A 17,291-nucleotide genomic window follows, 5' to 3' on the forward strand; every position below is an offset into this window, starting at 1 on the left:
TTCGTTTTCACCCGCTGCTTTCACGGAGAAAACGGCGGGACATGTTCCTGAATTACACAGCGATAAAAGCCATCCCTGTAAACGTCCGTCGCGGGTTACCACGTTCAATCTGATGATGGAACATTCGCCGCTGCGATTTCAGCGCCGCGCTATTTTCCTGTTGCTGTTGTTCCAGCTTCCAGGCAATCAGCAATCGCGCCAGCCGTCTGTTAGCATGCTGGCTACGTTCCGATTGTACCTTCACACAAATCCCACTTGCCAGATGCGTGGCGCGCACCGCCGAGTCGGTTTTATTGACATGTTGACCGCCCGGCCCCGACGAGCGCAACGTCTCATAACGGATCGCATCTGATTGTTCCTGCTCATCAGCGGTAAAACGCCCAATGCCCAGAAACCAGTTTTTACGTCCATGATGAGGTCGATACGGGCTTGGGCAAATCCACTGAATCGTACCACACCAGCGTTCACTTAATGCCCATGCATTATCGCCATCCAAAGAGACCAGCGCCGAACGCAGCGTGTCAGAGTAGCGCCCCGTTTCTGTTTCCAGCACCGTTACCGCGACGCGCTGTTGGGTAGCTTCTTTAATCAGCCTGTCCAGCGCCTTTTTGACGGCAAGACAGCATTCTTCTGGCCCCTGGGCAGAGGAGAGTTGCAACAAGATCATCCTTTTTTCCCTCCACTGTTTTTGAGCGTCAGTACCGGACGCAACCGCGCGACTGGATTAACTAAACCGGCCTGTACCAGGCATTGCACCACGCTTTCTGCTGATTTATAGGCCTGCGGCGCTTCTTCGAAGATGAGTTGTTTATCGCGGCAAATTACCCGGCTGCCAAGTTCAGTACGCGAGAGTTGCGTCACGGTGTATTTCGCCGCCAGACGCCCTTTACACTCGGTACGTCCCCATTTGCGTCCTGCCCCATGCGCCAGCGAATGTAATGTTTCTTCACAAATGACAGGCTGAACCAGCCACGAGAAATCACCGCGTGAGCCGGGGATAACCACCAGACCGCTATCATCTGGCGTTGCCCCTTTACGATGTAACCAGCCTTGTTGATCGCCAATTTGACTCGCGGTAATAAAGTTATGTGCCACATCCAGAACCAGACTTCCCGTCGCCTTCACCTGCTGCATCATGCGCAAAGCAATCATCTGGCGATTCATACGCGCAAACGCCAACGCATCGTCATGCTCCGCGATATAACGTAGCGCGTCGTCACAGACTTCTGGCAAGCCATGATGAGAAAACGAGGCAATATGTCGCTGTAAAATAGACTGCCCCAAACCACGCGAGCCGCTATGAACCAGCAGTTGCAAATACCGCGCATCCATACCAGCCAGTGCAAACAACTCAGCGTTGATGATTTGATCAATCTGTTGCAGTTCAGCGAAGTGATTGCCGCCGCCGATGGAACCCAGCGAGCTGCGCCACGGATGCTGTGCAAACGCTGACGGCAGGTTTTCCTCCAGCCAGCTTTCTTCGGCAACATCATCCAGAGCAGACAATCGCTTTTCAAACTTATCGGCATTGTATTTGCGGGCAAGGATATCTGTTTGCCATAGCGCCATGCCGCAACCGATATCATTGCCGACCAGCGCCGGGTAAAAACGCCCAACGGAGAAGAAGGCTGCGCCAATCGGGTAGCCGCGTCCGGGGTGTAAATCTGGCATCCCTACTACGCGTTGCATATCGGGAAGTTTTGCTGTGGTGTGTAATTGTTGGATCGCTGAACTCTCGATCCACAGGTCATCGGATGCGATGGTAAATACCGCATCGGATAAAGGACGAATATATTTGCCCATGTACCATTCCATTTATACTCATCATACTTCAAGTTGCATGAGCTGCGACTCAAATTATTAAGAGTAACAATTAAAAAATCAGAAAATGGCAGACGAATCCAGGGCAAAAAAAAGAATTAATCCTGGAAAGGTCTGCAAAGCGTCATTGATAAAGAATTTGTCATGATTGACCTCCTTGCAGTTTGTGGAATAAGAAAACGCGCACATACTAGGCAGGCAATATTTACATTGCAAGCTGGAATTAATCTGGCTGCTGATAACGCATATAAAAATTAGTCAACCACTCTCCCCGGCATTCAACGTTCTGCTGCTTAACTACCTGAAAACCATAACGTTCAAAAAAGGGTTTTGCCGTTATGCTGGCATTTACTGTAAGTTCGGATTCAGACTTAATCGATGGTTTTAACAAGGCGCTGGCGACACCGCGGCGGGTGTATTTCGGGTCAACAAATAATAAGTCGATATAGCGGTCAATTAGCGTAATAAATCCGACTGGTTGCTCATCAATGACCGCAACCCGCACTTGTGATTGCGCGATTTTTTTCTTCCAGCGTGTTTCATCAATCTGCGCCCAAGCGGCAATTTGCTGCGGAGAATAATGTTGGCTAGCCGTCATCGTAACCGCTCTAAGGAAAATAGCGCATATGTGCTGAAAATCTCCGGGCCGATAGTCTCTTATTGATATGTTATTCATAACCCCAACACCAGTTGTCTTTCCATTTGCGGATCCAGCAACGTCACATGCAAGCCCACCAGCCGCACACCGCGCCCGCTGCGGCGTTCATCCCAGGTTTTACGCGCGGTGGCGATTAGGTCAGCTTTATTCAATCGCGGCCAGACATGTTCCTGAGTGGTTTGCTGAAAATCGTCGAACTTTAACTTCACCCCCTGACGAGCAATCAGCAAATCTGGTTTTACCTTCGCCAGACGGCGTTCCAGCTCCGGGTATAGCCGCTCAATGATCGCTTCACATTCAGACCAGTGATGAATATCTTCCGCCATCGTGCGTTCCACGCCGACGGATTTGCGCAGACGTTCGCTGTTAACATCGCGCTCATCGATGCCCTGACTACGCTCCCATAAAATGTGGCCAAATTTGCCAAAACGTTTGAGCAACATCACCAGATCATACTTTTGCACATCGCCGCAGGTTCGCAGCCCCATCGCTTCCAGTTTTGCCGCCGACACTTTGCCGACACCGGGAATTTTCGCCAGCGGCAGGGTTTGCAGAAATGCCGGAACGTCAGCCGGAGTAATCACAAACTGACCGTTGGGTTTATTCATGTCAGAAGCGATTTTAGCGAGAAACTTTACCGGCGCGACGCCCGCAGACGCCGTCAGTTGCAACTCGTTAAAAATCGTCTGGCGGATTTCCTGGGCAATGAGGGTCGCAGAACCGTGGCAATGTACGCTGTCGGTGACGTCAAGATAGGCTTCATCCAGCGACAGCGGTTCAATGCGCGAAGTGTAGCGCGAGAAGATTTCGCGGATATGATTCGAGGCTTCTTTGTAAGCGTCAAAGCGCCCCGGAAGCAGCGTAAGATGTGGGCATAATTTGAGCGCCATACCGGTCGGCATTGCACTGCGTACACCAAATTTACGCGCGGGATAATTAGCGGTGCTGATCACCCCCCGACGTTCGCGGCTGCCGCCAATAGCAATAGGGATATCGCGCAGGGCGGGATTGTCGCGCATCTCCACCGCTGCGAAAAAACAGTCCATATCCACATGAATGATTTTACGCATTGCTCACCTCTCAACACTGGTAAAGTATACAGTGTTTTCAGGGTTTGAGAAATGCGTAAAGATTCAGCAATCTGCCCCCTTATCGCCGGATGCGACGCTGGCACGTCTTGTCCAGACTACAAGAGGTAGTTTTTGCTACCCGTGCTGTTTATCCAGCTTTTGTACCAACGGCTGCACCACTTTGTCGCCATGCTGGCCAAAATATTGATACAGCGTATCGGACGCGCTTTTGGTCAGCACCATAATCTCAATACGTCGGTTACCCGCGCTTTGCGGATTTTTGGTATCCAGCAACATCTGGTCAGCCATCGCACTCACCTGCATCACTTTATCTTCTGGCATTCCGGCTTCTTCCAGCACGCGACGAGCCGAAAGCGCGCGGTCGCCCGAAAGGTTCCAGTTGTTGTAGATATTGTTTTTATAGGCCATCGCATCGGTATGCCCGGTAATAATAATTTTGTTATCGAGCGAGTCGAACACCGGCGCGAGCTCCACCAGCAGGGTTTTAAAGAACGGCATAATCTTCGCGCTGCCGCGTTCAAACATATTGCGGTTCTGGTCGTCTTTAATCAGCACGCGCAATCCCTGCGGGACAATTTCCATCTCCAGATTCGCTTCCATATGCGCATCGCGGGCGATGATGTTGATATCGGTCGCCAGTTCGCCAAGCTCGGTGGCGGATTTCTTCTTAAGCAGCGCCGTTTTCTCGTTCACATCGCGCACTTTTTTCTCCGTCTCTTCCGGCACCGCCACGGTAGCGGGTTTCGGCGGGTGGGTCGGGCTAATTTTATTTAACGGCGACAATCCACCGCCATTGAAAATCGACTGCCCGTGCAGCGCGGCGATAATGCTTTCCCGCTCAGATTTACTGACGCTGTTGACAATCCACAGCGTCATAAACAGCGCCATCATTGCCAGAGTAAAGTCGGCAAAGGCCACTTTCCACGCCCCGCCGTGATGCCCGGCATGGTTCTTTTTGATCTGCCGCCGGACGATGGTCGTTTTTGCCCCGCGCTCGCGGCGGTTGCCCGTCTTTCTCATGCTTAATCTTGCTCCAGCATCGCATTCACCCACGCGTCGAGGTTAGCGAAGGTCGGCTTGGATGCCAGATGCAGCAACTTACGTCCCGCATCTACCGCCAGCAGGGTCGGTTTACCGCCCGCCTGGGCTACCAGCACGGTACGCACACACTCCAGCAGAGAATGTTCCGCCCGCGCCTGTTGTTCCATGGCGTTGGCGAGCGGGTCCATCAGGCAATAACAGATAAATACGCCTAAAAACGTCCCCACCAGCGCCGCCGCTACTTTCAGGCCAATCAGGGCGATAGATCCATCAATCGACTGCATGGTGATGATGATGCCCAACACCGCCGCACAAATGCCAAACCCTGGCATCGCTTCGGCGGTACGTTGCAGCGAACGCGACGGCGTTAGCAGCGACTCTTCGGCGGTGTCCAGTTCCTGATCGAGGATGCCTTCCAGTTCATGGGCGTCAATTTTGCCCATCGCCATCAGGCGAAAGTTATCGGCAATAAAGGTCACCAGCCGCTTCTGGGTTAACACCAGCGGGTATTTCTGGAAAACAGTGCTCTCTTCCGGCTGCTCAATGTGCTGATCCAGCATGCGCAGGCCGCCGTTTTGCACCATTTCGAGCAATTCATACAGGCACATTAATAGCTGACGCTGAAACTCCGGCCCGAGCTGTTTTTTACTGATCACGCCTTTGATTTGATGGGCGATTTCTTTCAGCACATGTTTTGGGTTGCCAATAATCATCGCCCCAAAACCGGCACCTAAAATAATAACTATCTCTGCAGGTTGCCAGATAGCAATTAATTGCCCGCCCGCTTCAAAGTACCCGCCAAATACGCAGCCGAGCACCACCAATAAACCTACTATTTTTTGCATAATTTTTTCACTTTAATTCGGATAGACAAAATCACGAATTTTCTGCGCGATCTGTTTATTCAATTGACAAATTCTGGCTTCGGTCAGTCCTAATACCAGCGCGATCTCTTTGAGATTCATCTCATGCTGGTAATACATAGAGAGGATCAGTTGCTCTTTTTCACTCAATTGTGAAAGCGCGTGTTGCAGCATTTGCTGGGTAATGATTTGTTCTTCCAGCTCTCTTCCGGCAAGCGGGATACTGTGGCCTTCAACGCCAAGCAATTCATCCAGACTGGCGAGGGTTTCCGCACCTTCCAGTTGAAGATATTCGAGATAATCTTCATGAGAAATACCCTCGCGGACCAGTTCCTGCCACTCTGGTTCGTGCCCCAGTTTTTTACGCGTCTCACGAATCAGGTCTTTCATCTGATGATATTTCTGCCGCAACTGCCGCGGTCGCCAGTCGAGCGCACGCAGCTCATCAAGGATCGCGCCGCGAATTCGATGCACGGCATAACCTGCAAAACCTTCATCAGGCAGCCCGTAGCGACGAATGGCATTAAGCAGCCCCATTAACGCCGTTTGTTCCATATCCTGGCGGTCAATAATGCAGTTGCACTGCGGCGCGAGTTGCCGCACCACTTTGCGCACCAGCGGTAAATAGGCCTGTAAATAGTGGCTCTCCTGCTGCGGGGTTAATAGCGGCGCGGCAGTAAATTCTTCTGACTCGAATACGTCCTGTAGCATGTTTATATCCGTCTGGTGATTACTGGAAGACCACTTTTTTCACCAGCAAATCCTTATACGGTGTGCTCATTTTGCGACGCTGAAGATCTTTCTTTAGCGCATCAGAAATCAGTTTGCGGATGGCCGATATTTTCATGCCACGCAAATCTTCAAATTTCATTTCCGTCAGGCACTCAACCGCAATGCTTTGATACAGCGGCTCCTGATGTTTTATTTTTTCGGCCTCTTTATCACTGGCGACCACCATGACTAATTCCGCCGACAAATAATGATCCGCGCCGTTGTTGTCATGCAGAGTGACAATGGTTTCCGGCAACGTCACAAACACGCTTTTGCTTTCATCCATCGTTTCCACCGATTCCATCCGCGCTACGGCAGTCGGTTTTCCTTTTCCGGCATAATGATGCCAGACTCCCCACCCTGCCCCGGCTCCTACCACCAACGCCAGAACGGCACTGACCACGCCTGCCACCACAATTCTCTTCATCTTGCCTTTACACTTTGATCAAAACGGATTCGTTTTGTTGAAATTGAGGCTCATCATCAAGCTGTAAGGCGGCACTCACCTCCTCCTGCTGATGGCCCGACTGTTGCTGCTGCTGCGACTGCCCTTCGGAGGAGACCTGCACGTTCACCTCCATAAAATTTTGCGCCGTCAGATGCTGGCGAAGATCGTCGCTAAACTGCTGCAACGCGCGACAAACCTCACTTTGGTTAGCGCCGATATGCACCGTCAGTTTGCCGCTATCCAGTTGCACAGCGATCTCGAGCTTGCCAAGCGACGGTGGATCAAGGCGGATTGTCGAGATCTGCTGCTGTTTGTTGAGCTGGAAATGGATCTGATCTTTCAAAAGCGTCGTCAATTTTTCGCCCAGCTCGTCCATCGAGAGGGTGACAGGTTTAGTGGCAATCTCCTGATGATCGCTGACCCGTTCCGGCGTTTTAACTGGCAACACAACGCGCGAAATGACGGGTTCTGTTTCTGCTGCTTTATCGCTTTTACGCTCTACTGGAGGACGCGTGGTCACACGGGTCGGCTCAGGCTTCGCGCGTTCTGGTTTAGCGGGCGTGCGCTGTTGCACCGGCGCAATGGCGCGTAAATCTTCACTGCCGTAAGTTGCCAGTCTGGCCTGCTGTTCAGGCTTTGCCTGCGGCAACTGGCTGACCAGCTCCTGTAATTGCGGTGGTAACGACGTGAGTTCCTGCTGCATCGGGTGTTGCGGTGTGTTTTGCGCCGCCGCTTTCGTCAGTTGCCGGATAACCGGAGATGTCGCCACGTTTCGCGGCTGCGGCGTGTCCTGATGCGGCGCGGCAGGTTGCGGCAGTAACAGCGCCATTAGCGCCTGCATCGCTGCCGGATCGTTCTCCTGCGGGCGCGTCGCCTGTTGCTGGGGGGATTTAGCGCTATGAACGCGCTCCGCCACCGCGGCCACCGCCATTTTCGGCAGGGTAAAAGCAGGTACGTTTTCACCGCTCACCGGCGGCAAAATGTCCGTTTTCAGCGCGGCGGTTTGCGCAAGCGTTCCGAGCGTGGCAAGCAATGCCGGATTCATGGCTTCTCCGAAAGTAAATTAACAATTGAGTAGGCCAGCACGCCTTCCTGATGTTGCTGGTGTCTCTCCATGCGTGCTTTCAGCACTTCAGTTCTCTGCTCGCGTCGGGCAATCAATACGCTAAACGCGGCATGAAGTTGCGCTTTCACCACACGCAATTGTGCAGCGTCAGTTTCAGCCTCTTCATAGACATGAAACTGGCGCATCAACTGCTGATGCAGCACCGGAAGGCGTCGCCAGCGCTGTTTATCCAGTGCTTCGTTCATCGCCGTAACCAGCGCGAAAAGTTGCCTGCGTTCTTTTTCCATTGCGTTAACCCAGCTTGCCCGAAAGCCCTTCCCAGCCTTCGCGCAGGTTGCTTAAAATCAGCATCACTTCATCGATTTTCTCTGCCGACAGTTCGCCGCTGGCCTCATACAAACGATAAACACAGTGGTCATACAGACGCGAAAGATTCACCACCAGCTCGCCGCCGGTTTCAAACTCCAGCGAACTGGTGAGCGCATTGAGAATATCGATGCATTTGTTGATGCTCTGGGCTTTCTTCTCGAAACGTCGCCCTTCAATGTGGCTTTTGGCGCGTTCCAGCTCATCCATCAGGCCAGAAAACAGCACCAGTACCAGTTCGAGAGGTGACGCCGCAGCAGTGCGAGCCGCAAGGTCAATCTCTTTATATTGCGAATAGCCATCCTGTACTTCGTACATCTTTAGGGATATTCCTTGTGAGTTACGCGAATGCCGCCATGCTGGCTTTCATGGTGTACACCTCAACCAGTGTGTTGGTGTACTCCTCAAGATAACGGTCGTAGTTGGCGTTATAGGTATCGGTAAGCTGATCGCTTTCGTCCTGAATTTTGCTCATCTGATCGTCAATGTTCTGCTGGCGCAGAGTGATGATGCCGTTGCTGGAGTCCGTATAGGTGTTAATCAGGTCGTCCATCTGCGCCACCATGCTGTTGTCACCGACGAAAATTGACGTCAGACCGTCCGGGTTTTTCGCCATTTCGTCGTTGAACTGGTCGGAGTCGATCTGCAAGTGACCGTGAGAATCGAGGGTGATGCCATAATCCACAATCGACACGCCGTTGTAACTGGCATGGGCGATGTCATCGAGCTGGTTCGCCAGTGAACTGAGTCCTGCATCACCCGCAAAGACCCCGGCGCTGCTGCTGTCATCACCGTGGGTGGTCAGCGAATCAACCGTATCGATCAAAGTGTTATAGGCATCAACAAAGGTCTGTACTTTCTCCTGGCTGGCGCTGGAATCTTCGCTGATGTTAAAGGTGGAGAGATCGCTGTCAGAATCGCTGACTTCGGTGAACGTCATGGTGACGCCGGGGATCACATCATCAAATGTATTGCTGCTGTTGGTGATCGCCGGCCCCGTGGCGCTGCCGAGATGAATAATCGCGTCCTGGGCGGAGGAAACATCCGTAGCAACGGGCGCGCTGGCGCTATCGTTGCTGGCGTCATGCCCGGTCACGCTCACCGAGAACGCGCTCTGTGCTCCGGTGCTTTCGGAGGTGAGCATAATGGTGGTGGTGCCGTCGGTTTTTACCAGTGCCGCCGAAACGCCGGGATTGTCATCGGAGTCGTTAATCGCATTCACCAGCTCACTGGCATCGATAAAACCATCGCCATCACCGTTCTGATCCGCCGCCGACAGATCAATATCCATGCTGCTGTCGCCCATCGTCAGTTCAAAAGTGCCGGTGGCGGAAAAGGCGTCGTCGCCCATACTGAACGTGGTCTGCTGCCCCTGTGCCAGTTGCTCGACATAAAACGAGTAGCTTCCGCCCTGCGCCTGGGAATTGGCGGAAACGGTGGCGGAGTCATTACTGCTGGAAGCAGCAAAAGTCACCGGGCCGTCGGTATCGCTGTTCAGCGCATCGACAGCACTCTGAAAATCGCTCAACGCCGAGCTGAGCGAGTCCAGGCCGCTGCTTTCAGCATCCAGCTCGCTCTGCTTCTCCTGCAAATTTGCTGCCTGAGTGGCAACATCGGCATACGCGATTTCTTGCGCAATGGTTCTTGGGTTAATCATTGATGACTCCGGATTACGATGTCAGATTATTGGCAAAAGGCGTGCCAATAATTTTTATGTGAATAATCAATTAATTGAAAAACAGGCGGAAAGACCATTTCCGGTCTGGCGGAAGAGTGCCTGCCGCAGAAAGGACAACACCGCCCGCAGGCGGTGTTGAGACTGATGACAAACGCAACATTGCCTGATGCGCTGCGCTTATCAGGCCTACAAGGTTTCTGCAATATATTGAATTTGCAATACTTTGTAGGCCGGATAAGGCGTTTACGCCGCATCCGGCAATCCGCCATTACTGCAGCAGGCTGGAAACCATGCTGGACATGCTGTTGGACTGTTTCAGCATGGTGATGCCGGTTTGCATCAGCACCTGCTGTTTGGTCATGTTGGACGCTTCCGTCGCGTAGTCGGTATCCATAATGTTACCGATCGCCACTTCGGTGTTGTCCTGCATGCTGGTCAGGTTGTTGGCGGTGTCGTTAAGACGGTTGATAGACGCGCCCAGCTTGGACTGGATCTGCGAAACGTCATCCATCGCGGTAGAAATGCTGGTGATCATCTGGTTGGCCGAGCCAGACGCAGTCAGCTCAGTACCGCCAGAAACGCCCGCAGTACCCGTGGTGTCTGCCTGATCTGCGCTAAAGGAGTTGCTGATAGCAGAAAGATCCGTCACCAGCGTGTTCAGTTGGCTTGAAATGTTCACGGTCATGGTGTCGGAAGACTCCGCGCCTACCTGGAAAGTCACCGCACTCTGGAACAGGCCGTCAGTGCCGGTGTTGCTGGTGCCGGAAACACCGAACAGGTTGGTGCCGCCATAAGTAGTATTTTGCAGCATGTCAGACATCTGCTGACCCAGTTCGTCGTATTCATCCTGCATCGCCTGCAGGTCGTCGTCGCTGTAAGTGCCGTTCGCCGCCTGGGTGGAGAGATCTTTCATACGACCCAGCACATCAGACATTTCATCAAACATGCTATCTGCGGTTTGCAGCATCGCCGTCGCATCGTTAATGTTGCTCAGCGCAACGCCCATACCGCTGGACTGTGCCGTCAAACGGTTAGCAATCTGTTTGCCCGCGGCATCATCTGCTGAAGAGTTAATACGGTTACCGGTCGCCAGGCGTTCCATAGAAGTAGAAAGAGAAGAACTACTTTTGCTAATTGCGTTAACGGCGGCCATTGAGGCGTTATTGGTATTCATAGATAACATGATACTGCTCCTTGGGATTAATCGTGTTCGTTTCGATACCCTGTAAAAACGACATCCCATGAGCAAACTTAAAATGACCATAAAAAATTTTTCAGTCCATTTTATCGAATGCCACTTTTAGCTAAAAAAAGCAGAATCTAAATTCAGATTAAAAGATTATTAGCAATATATGCCACATGGCCAGGTGACAAAACATGTCATCGTCAACTGATTGTTATCACTCAGATTATCAGCAGAAAAATTGATTATTACCCAACGAACTGATGCTAATATTTACATTGCGTTGCAAATAACACACATTTTACTATTGTGACTCGCCAGTCATTTCGTTACATTCTCACGCCATATAGAGATTAAGAATAATCCTATTACCATTAAATATTAATTATCACGCAGTAAAATCATCTTCTCAAGGATGTATAAGACCCTGCTTAATGCAGCGTACTATCAGGAAACATTTATCCCTTGCTAAGGTAAACTCAACTATGAGTATTATTATCAACAACTGGCGGATGGACCCGTCGCTTAATGCCTTAATTCATTGTGAAACGGGTGAAATGCGTCGTCTTGGCGAATACCATTTTATTTTGCTGGAAACATTAGCAAAAAATGCCGAGACGGTTTTATCGCGATCTTATTTATGTGCCGAAGTGTGGAAAAACCGCATTGTTGGCGGCAACAGCCTGCCTACGGCGATCCACGCCTTACGTGTTGCTATTGACGATGATGGTAAACAACAGAACATTATTAAAACCATTCCGAAGAAAGGTTATCTGTGTAATAAAGAATATATTTCCTTACCTGCATCAGCATCGGCTGAAACATTGAATATTGCAGTTGAACCGCAGGAAGTTGTTTCACCTGTTCGTGACGAAAAAACATTACCCGCCACACCATTACTCCCCGCCCGTAAAAAACGTAATTATGTGCTGGGGCTGACAATGTTAACTGTTGCCATCGCCGTTGGCTCAACCGTAGGTTATAGCTACGATAAAAATATGCCTGATACGCCGCAACTGATTAAAGAAACGGTCAATAGTCCGCGAATAAAGATATTTCATCTTAGCACTGATGGGGGGACTAATACTGCGCCATTACTTTCACAAACTCTCACTCCAGGAAAAGAAAAATTAGATAATTTATTGTCAGCGCACAATATGACCATGACAACTTATTATAAATATGTTCGTGACCGACTGGAGAGTGATATCGTTCTGCGTAACCAGTGCAACGGAAGCTGGCAATTAACCTTTAATGTGGAAAGCTGGCAGAATAGCGATATTAGTAGCGCGATGTATCAGAATTTAGAGAAGTTATTAAATACTGTGCAGAAGTGCTGATGAGTACCAATATATGCCGGATGCGACGCTAAAGGCGTCTTATCCGGCCTACCGATAATTACCCCAATAAATTCCTCACCGTCTGGCTGGAAATTCGCGCCTGGCCGTTCACCGCCTGCAATAAAACCTGATAGTTATGATTGGCGCTGTCGAGCACGCCGCCGAGATTCTCCGACGCCTGCACCGCATTTTCTGTTTGCGGGAAGCGCGACATGCCGTCGATCAACTGCCGCGCTTTTTCTTGCTGCACCGCCATCTGGGCGCGCTGCTGGTTAATGTTTTCTAATATGTGAGAAATCCCCGCCCCGCCCTGTTGCAAACTTTGCGTTAAACGCTCGGCCTCAGAGGGTTCGGCAAAGGTTTTCAGCAGAATAAACGCCGACTTATCGCCATCGGCGCGCACGCTTAAGGTGCGTTCAATATGAGGCCACTGTTTTTCGGTGGCGGAAAAACTGATGCCGTCTGCCTGCTGATGCATCTGCACGCCCACGCGGCGCAAAGCGTTGGTCAGCCGCGTCTGATACTGCCCGGTGTTGTCATCCTCAGACAGCATCACCGCCGCAAGCTGGGTCTGCCGCCCGTCAGAGACGCTGAACATCCGCGTTCCCGGCGTGGGATTGTGCACGAGATTCGCCAGATCCGGCGAGTGAAAGGCCACCCGCGCAGCCCCCTGTAACACCGGCTGCAACTGGCGGTCCACCGCACCGCCAGAAAGAGTAGTGCGTTTGTCCAGCATCTGCATCAGCGCTGAACTCGGCGCCTGCCCACCCTTACGCTGGCTATGACGATAATCGAGCAACTGCTGCTCCAGTTGCCCGAGATAATGATCCGCCTGCTGCAACGTGGTGAGCTGGTCATTAAGCTGTACGCTGTAACGCTGCGGGCGAGTGGTAATCAGCGGCGAAGCCGGATATTCACTCGCCGTCGCCGGGAGCTTTTGTCGCACCGCCTGAGTGGGCGCAACGGTTGACGACGATACCGCAGCGCTATGCGCGCCGCCGGTGGCGAGTGATGAAGATGTAAGTCCGACCTGCATACTGTTCCTGAAAGAGTTAGAGAACGCTGAACAAATTCAACTCACTCACTTTCGAGTAAGTCTTGAGGGTAGCTTCCATTGCCACTTCCAGTCCGGTAAAGGTGATCGACGCCGGGCCGTAATCGAGATCCTGTAAAGAGCCAATCAACTGATCGTTGGAGGTGGAGATATCGGTCTGCGCATCGCTCAACATCGACATGGTGTTCTGCGTCTCACCAAGTGAAGCAATCGAGGCGTTGAGGTCGTCCGAGGCGGTGTCCACTACATCAACGGCGTTCTGAATATCGCTCTGCACCTGCGGATCTGCCGGGTCAACGTCCGGGTTTTGCAGCTCCTGCGACAGGGAATTAAGCGTGTTAAGCACGTCTAAGTTGCTGCCGAAGAAATCGCTCGCCGCCACGTTGGTATCCACGTCCACGCCGTTTGACACGGTAGTCTGGCGGTGATCGCTGTTGCCCTGATAACTGTAGCTGTCGGTGACGCCATCGCTATCATCATCTACCGCCACGATCGGCGGCTGATCGTTGATAGTGCCGCCAAACACGTAGTGCCCGTCTTCGTCCTGGTAGTTCAGCGCCGCGACCATTGATTCGGTGAGTGACTTAATATCCTGCCCGAGACTTGCGAGCGAATCGGCGGTATTGGTGCCATTCGCCGCTTCCAGCAGGTCGTCGCGCACCGCCAGCAGGCTGTTGTTGACGCCATCGAGAATCGACTCCTGCTGGCTTAACCCCGCCGACGCGGAGTCGATATTGCTCTGATACTGCTCAATAGCCGACTGCTGGCGGTTCAACTGGGTGATGCGCGTGGCGGCGATGGGGTCGTCCGACGGCTGCAAAATCTGCTTGCCGGTTGCCATCTGCTCGACCACATGCGCCAGGTCGCCGGAGAGATTATTAAAGCTTTGCGTCATCGAGACGTAGGTTTGTTGGGTGGTTACTCGCATTCTCACGCTCCCGCTTAGCTGCACATTTCCAGCACCGAATCGAAAATCTCGGCGCCGGCGGAAATGACTTTCAGATTGGCTTCATAAATTTGTTGATAAGTGATCAGATTCACCGCTTCTTCGTCCATGCTGACGCCGCTGACGCTGCTCTGCTGATTTTGCGCTGCGGAATAGACATTAGACGCGGCATCGACTTCCGTCTGGTTTTGCTGACTGTAGATGCCGATATTGCTGATGATTGACGAGCACGCCTGCCCGACCGTCACGCTGCCAAGATTGTCGATTTCCAGCGGTTCAGTAGAGATATTGATCAGCGCCTGCAGGTTGTCGCTGTTACCGCTTTCGTCCGGCGAACTGGAGAACGCCAGCTCATCAGCGGTGATATCCGGGTTAACGGTCAGAGGGCCATCAGCGTTGCTGGCGTCATAAATAAACAGCGGCTCACCGGGGTTACCGTTGAGATCGTAGCCCTGCGCCAGTTGGTTGTTGACCGCATCGGCAAACTGCGACGCCATGCTGTTGATGGTGTCGGTCAGCGGCGTCAGCACATCGTTTTGATAATCAAACAGTGCGCCTAATGAACCGCCAGTGTCGGTGGTCATCGTCGAGGTAGTTCCGGCAAAAGTCAGCGACATGGTCGGAGTGCCATCGGCGTTGGTTTCCAGCGCGATGGTTGAGCTTTGCTGCCCGCTCACCAGCGGCTGACCGTTTTGCAGGGTGACGTTGTAGTTGCCCTGGTCGTCGATATTGACCTGCACATCCATCATTCCGCTGAGTTCTTCCACCATCTGATCGCGAGCGTCGTACAGCGCGGAGGCGTTATCACCGTTGGCTTCGGCCTGGGCGATTTGCTGGTTATAGCTGGCGATGCCGCTGGTGAGCGTATTGATTTGCGACACCATCGCCTGCTGCTGGCTGATGATTTCCGTGCTTTGCGAGTCGATGTAATCCAGCGTGTTATCGATACGTAACGACAGCGCCCCGGCTTCGCTGATCACCTGCTCGCGCAGGGCGGAATCATCAGGGCTGGTGGTCGCTTCATTAAGGGCGGCGAAGAGGTTGTCGAAACCGCCGCTCAGGCTGCTGTTATCGTCGCTCAGTACCGCTTCCAGTTGACTAAGATACCCTTGCTGGGTGCTGTAATAGCCGTAATCGCTGGCGGCATACCACACCTGATTCACCTGATACTGGTTAGAGACGCGGCGAATGCTGTCGACCTGCACGCCGTTACCGGCGCTGTTCGACGAACCACCGCTGGCGCCGATGGTGCTGATCTCCGCCACCTGGCGGGTATAGCCCGTGGTCATGGCGTTAGCGGTGTTTTGCGCCGTGACGTTCAGCTCCACCTGCGCCGTTGATGCGCCGCTGTAGCCGATGTTGATCATGTCCATGTTGGGTCCTTACCGGTAAATCGTGCCGGTTAAAAGCGGCGTGAAGATGGGGATTCTTAAGTTCCGTAAACCAGGTGCCAAACGCCGGATGCGGCCTACATACGGGCGCAAACATAAAAATATGTGCGGACTCGTAGGCCTGATAAGACGCGACAGCGGCGCATCAGGCACCAAACGCCGGAGCCTCATTTATGCTTTGGTGACAACTGCTTCACAATCATCGCCGCAATGCCAATCCCGTGCTGCTGCGCCAGCATGTTACACAACTCATCATCATAAAACCCCTGCATCATGCGCACCGAATCGCTGTTAAACGGGTTATCTTTCGAATCGAAAAGCTCATTGGTTTTTCGCATCTCTTTCAGCATGTTGCGTAAAAAGATCGCCTCAAACTGTTCCGCGGCCTGCTTGATGTCATTGGCCTGAACCTTCGGCCCCATTAATGCGTCGCTGCCGTCAATCCCGCCGCTGGCGTTCACTTTCATCAGATCACCTCCAGGTCGGCATCCAGCGCGCCCGCTTCATGCAGCGCCTGCAAAATCGACATAATATCGTCCGGCGTTGCGCCTAAGCTGTTCAACGCATTGACCAGCGTTTTCAGGCTGCTGGACTCCGGCAAACTGACTACGCCCGGACGCGCATGATTCACCGCGATATTGCTTTGCGGCGTGACCGCCGTGCGCCCGCCAGCAAGGGCGTTCGGCTGGCTGACGTTGCTGGTTTCGTTAATCGAGACGGTCAAACTACCGTGCGACACCGCCGCCGCATGCAGCGCGATGCCATCGCCCATCACCACCGTGCCGGTACGTGAGTTAAACACCACGCGGGCGCGGACTTTCTCCGCCTGTACTTGCACATCGTCCAGTTGCGACATAAACGCCACCCGCGCGCCGGGGCTGGTGGGCGCGCGCACGGTAACGTTGGTGGAACTCTGCGCGGTGGCGATGCCGCCAAACGAGGCGTTGATCGCCGCCGCAATATTATTGGCGTCTTTAAACGACGGACGTTTCAGGTTGAGGGTGATGGTGTCGCCCATCTGAAAATCGCTGGGGATCTCGCGTTCTACCGTCGCGCCGTTGGGAATTAACCCGGCGGTTGGTGTGTTAACCGTCACGCTCGAGCCGCTGGCTCCGGTGGCGTTCATCCCGCCCACCACCACGCTGCCCTGCGCCAGGGCATAAACTTCGCCATCCGCGCCGTGCAATTGGGTCAGCAGCAAGGTGCCGCCACGAATACTTTTCGCATCACCAATCGACGAAACGGTGACATCAATGGTCTGCCCGCGCGAGTACATCGGCGGCAGCGTGGCGCTCACCGCCACCGCCGCGACGTTTTTCACCTTCGGGTCGATTTTATTCGGCAGTTGCACGCCAAACTGGCGCAGCATATTGGTGATGGTCTGGTTGGTGAATTTGACCTGGTTTTTATCACCGGTGCCGTCGAGGCCGACCACCAGGCTGTAGCCGACCAGTTGGTTTTCACGCACGCCCTGTACGTTGACCAGCGACTCCAGCGATTGCGCCAGCGCCACGCCGGGCAGCGCCAGGCTTATGGCGAGAACCACGGTCTTGATCCAGTTTTGCATTGCACTC

Annotated in this window: 19 protein-coding genes; 1 reads left to right on the forward strand and 18 read right to left on the reverse strand. The window is 52.9% G+C overall.

Features of this window, described 5'->3' with window-relative positions; translation table 11 throughout:
- Positions 1-52: 52 nt before the first annotated feature.
- The 13 genes from prfH to lafA all read right to left on the reverse strand — a co-directional run bounded on the left by prfH (position 53) and on the right by lafA (position 10,986).
- Positions 53-667, reverse strand: coding sequence for a peptide chain release factor H (prfH, locus tag C1192_RS11345; RefSeq protein WP_000602119.1), 615 nt, complete (start codon positions 665-667; stop codon positions 53-55).
- Complete coding sequence (locus C1192_RS11350) at positions 664-1,803, reverse strand: RNA ligase RtcB family protein (RefSeq protein WP_038355490.1); 1,140 nt, start codon at positions 1,801-1,803, stop codon at positions 664-666. The genes prfH and C1192_RS11350 overlap by 4 nt, the downstream gene beginning before the upstream one ends.
- Before the next feature lie 241 nt (positions 1,804-2,044).
- A complete protein-coding gene (locus C1192_RS11355; protein WP_061090638.1) occupies positions 2,045-2,497 on the reverse strand; it encodes a GNAT family N-acetyltransferase in 453 nt (150 codons plus the stop codon).
- Positions 2,494-3,549, reverse strand: coding sequence for a DNA polymerase IV (dinB, locus tag C1192_RS11360; RefSeq protein ID WP_001226159.1), 1,056 nt, complete (start codon positions 3,547-3,549; stop codon positions 2,494-2,496). Before dinB ends, C1192_RS11355 begins: the two co-directional genes overlap by 4 nt.
- Positions 3,550-3,684: 135 nt before the next feature.
- The gene (gene lafU, locus C1192_RS11365) at positions 3,685-4,590 is read right to left on the reverse strand and encodes a putative lateral flagellar export/assembly protein LafU (protein WP_038355491.1); all 906 of its coding nucleotides are present in this window, start codon (positions 4,588-4,590) and stop codon (positions 3,685-3,687) included.
- A 2-nt stretch (positions 4,591-4,592) separates the two neighbouring features.
- Positions 4,593-5,456, reverse strand: a complete 864-nt coding sequence (gene motA / locus C1192_RS11370) for a flagellar motor stator protein MotA (protein ID WP_038355492.1) — start codon at positions 5,454-5,456, stop codon at positions 4,593-4,595.
- Between the two features lie 12 nt (positions 5,457-5,468).
- Positions 5,469-6,185, reverse strand: coding sequence for a FliA/WhiG family RNA polymerase sigma factor (locus C1192_RS11375; protein ID WP_038355493.1), 717 nt, complete (start codon positions 6,183-6,185; stop codon positions 5,469-5,471).
- Positions 6,186-6,204: 19 nt separating this feature from the next.
- Entirely contained in the window at positions 6,205-6,672 is a 468-nt protein-coding gene (locus tag C1192_RS11380; protein WP_038355494.1) for a flagellar basal body-associated FliL family protein, read from the reverse strand.
- 7 nt (positions 6,673-6,679) lie between these two features.
- Positions 6,680-7,738, reverse strand: a complete 1,059-nt coding sequence (locus C1192_RS11385) for a flagellar hook-length control protein FliK (protein WP_038355495.1) — start codon at positions 7,736-7,738, stop codon at positions 6,680-6,682.
- Positions 7,735-8,046 (reverse strand): hypothetical protein, encoded by a 312-nt coding sequence (locus C1192_RS11390; RefSeq protein ID WP_038355496.1) that lies wholly within the window; start codon positions 8,044-8,046, stop codon positions 7,735-7,737. Before C1192_RS11390 ends, C1192_RS11385 begins: the two co-directional genes overlap by 4 nt.
- A 4-nt stretch (positions 8,047-8,050) precedes the next feature.
- Positions 8,051-8,443 (reverse strand): flagellar export chaperone FliS, encoded by a 393-nt coding sequence (fliS, locus tag C1192_RS11395; protein WP_038355497.1) that lies wholly within the window; start codon positions 8,441-8,443, stop codon positions 8,051-8,053.
- 22 nt (positions 8,444-8,465) lie between these two features.
- A complete protein-coding gene (gene fliD / locus C1192_RS11400; RefSeq protein ID WP_038355498.1) occupies positions 8,466-9,782 on the reverse strand; it encodes a flagellar filament capping protein FliD in 1,317 nt (438 codons plus the stop codon).
- 289 nt (positions 9,783-10,071) lie between these two features.
- A complete protein-coding gene (gene lafA / locus C1192_RS11405) occupies positions 10,072-10,986 on the reverse strand; it encodes a lateral flagellin LafA (RefSeq protein WP_038355499.1) in 915 nt (304 codons plus the stop codon).
- Positions 10,987-11,471: 485 nt separating this feature from the next.
- Between lafA and C1192_RS11410 the strand changes: the two genes are divergently transcribed.
- Positions 11,472-12,326 (forward strand): winged helix-turn-helix domain-containing protein, encoded by an 855-nt coding sequence (locus C1192_RS11410; protein ID WP_038355500.1) that lies wholly within the window; start codon positions 11,472-11,474, stop codon positions 12,324-12,326.
- Positions 12,327-12,384: 58 nt separating this feature from the next.
- Here the strand turns inward: C1192_RS11410 and C1192_RS11415 are convergent, their stop codons facing one another.
- The 5 genes from C1192_RS11415 to C1192_RS11435 form a co-directional block, all read right to left on the reverse strand.
- Positions 12,385-13,362, reverse strand: coding sequence for a hypothetical protein (locus tag C1192_RS11415; RefSeq protein WP_038355501.1), 978 nt, complete (start codon positions 13,360-13,362; stop codon positions 12,385-12,387).
- 16 nt (positions 13,363-13,378) lie between these two features.
- Entirely contained in the window at positions 13,379-14,308 is a 930-nt protein-coding gene (flgL, locus tag C1192_RS11420) for a flagellar hook-associated protein FlgL (RefSeq protein ID WP_038355502.1), read from the reverse strand.
- 14 nt (positions 14,309-14,322) lie between these two features.
- Complete coding sequence (gene flgK, locus C1192_RS11425; RefSeq protein WP_038355503.1) at positions 14,323-15,699, reverse strand: flagellar hook-associated protein FlgK; 1,377 nt, start codon at positions 15,697-15,699, stop codon at positions 14,323-14,325.
- Between the two features lie 185 nt (positions 15,700-15,884).
- Positions 15,885-16,184 carry a rod-binding protein gene (locus C1192_RS11430; protein WP_038355504.1) on the reverse strand — a complete coding sequence of 100 codons (300 nt, stop codon included), beginning with the start codon at positions 16,182-16,184 and terminating at the stop codon, positions 15,885-15,887.
- Complete coding sequence (locus tag C1192_RS11435; RefSeq protein ID WP_038355505.1) at positions 16,184-17,284, reverse strand: flagellar basal body P-ring protein FlgI; 1,101 nt, start codon at positions 17,282-17,284, stop codon at positions 16,184-16,186. The genes C1192_RS11430 and C1192_RS11435 overlap by 1 nt, the downstream gene beginning before the upstream one ends.
- Positions 17,285-17,291 lie beyond the last annotated feature (7 nt).

This window comes from Escherichia marmotae (assembly GCF_002900365.1).
GTDB classification, from domain to species: domain Bacteria; phylum Pseudomonadota; class Gammaproteobacteria; order Enterobacterales; family Enterobacteriaceae; genus Escherichia; species Escherichia marmotae.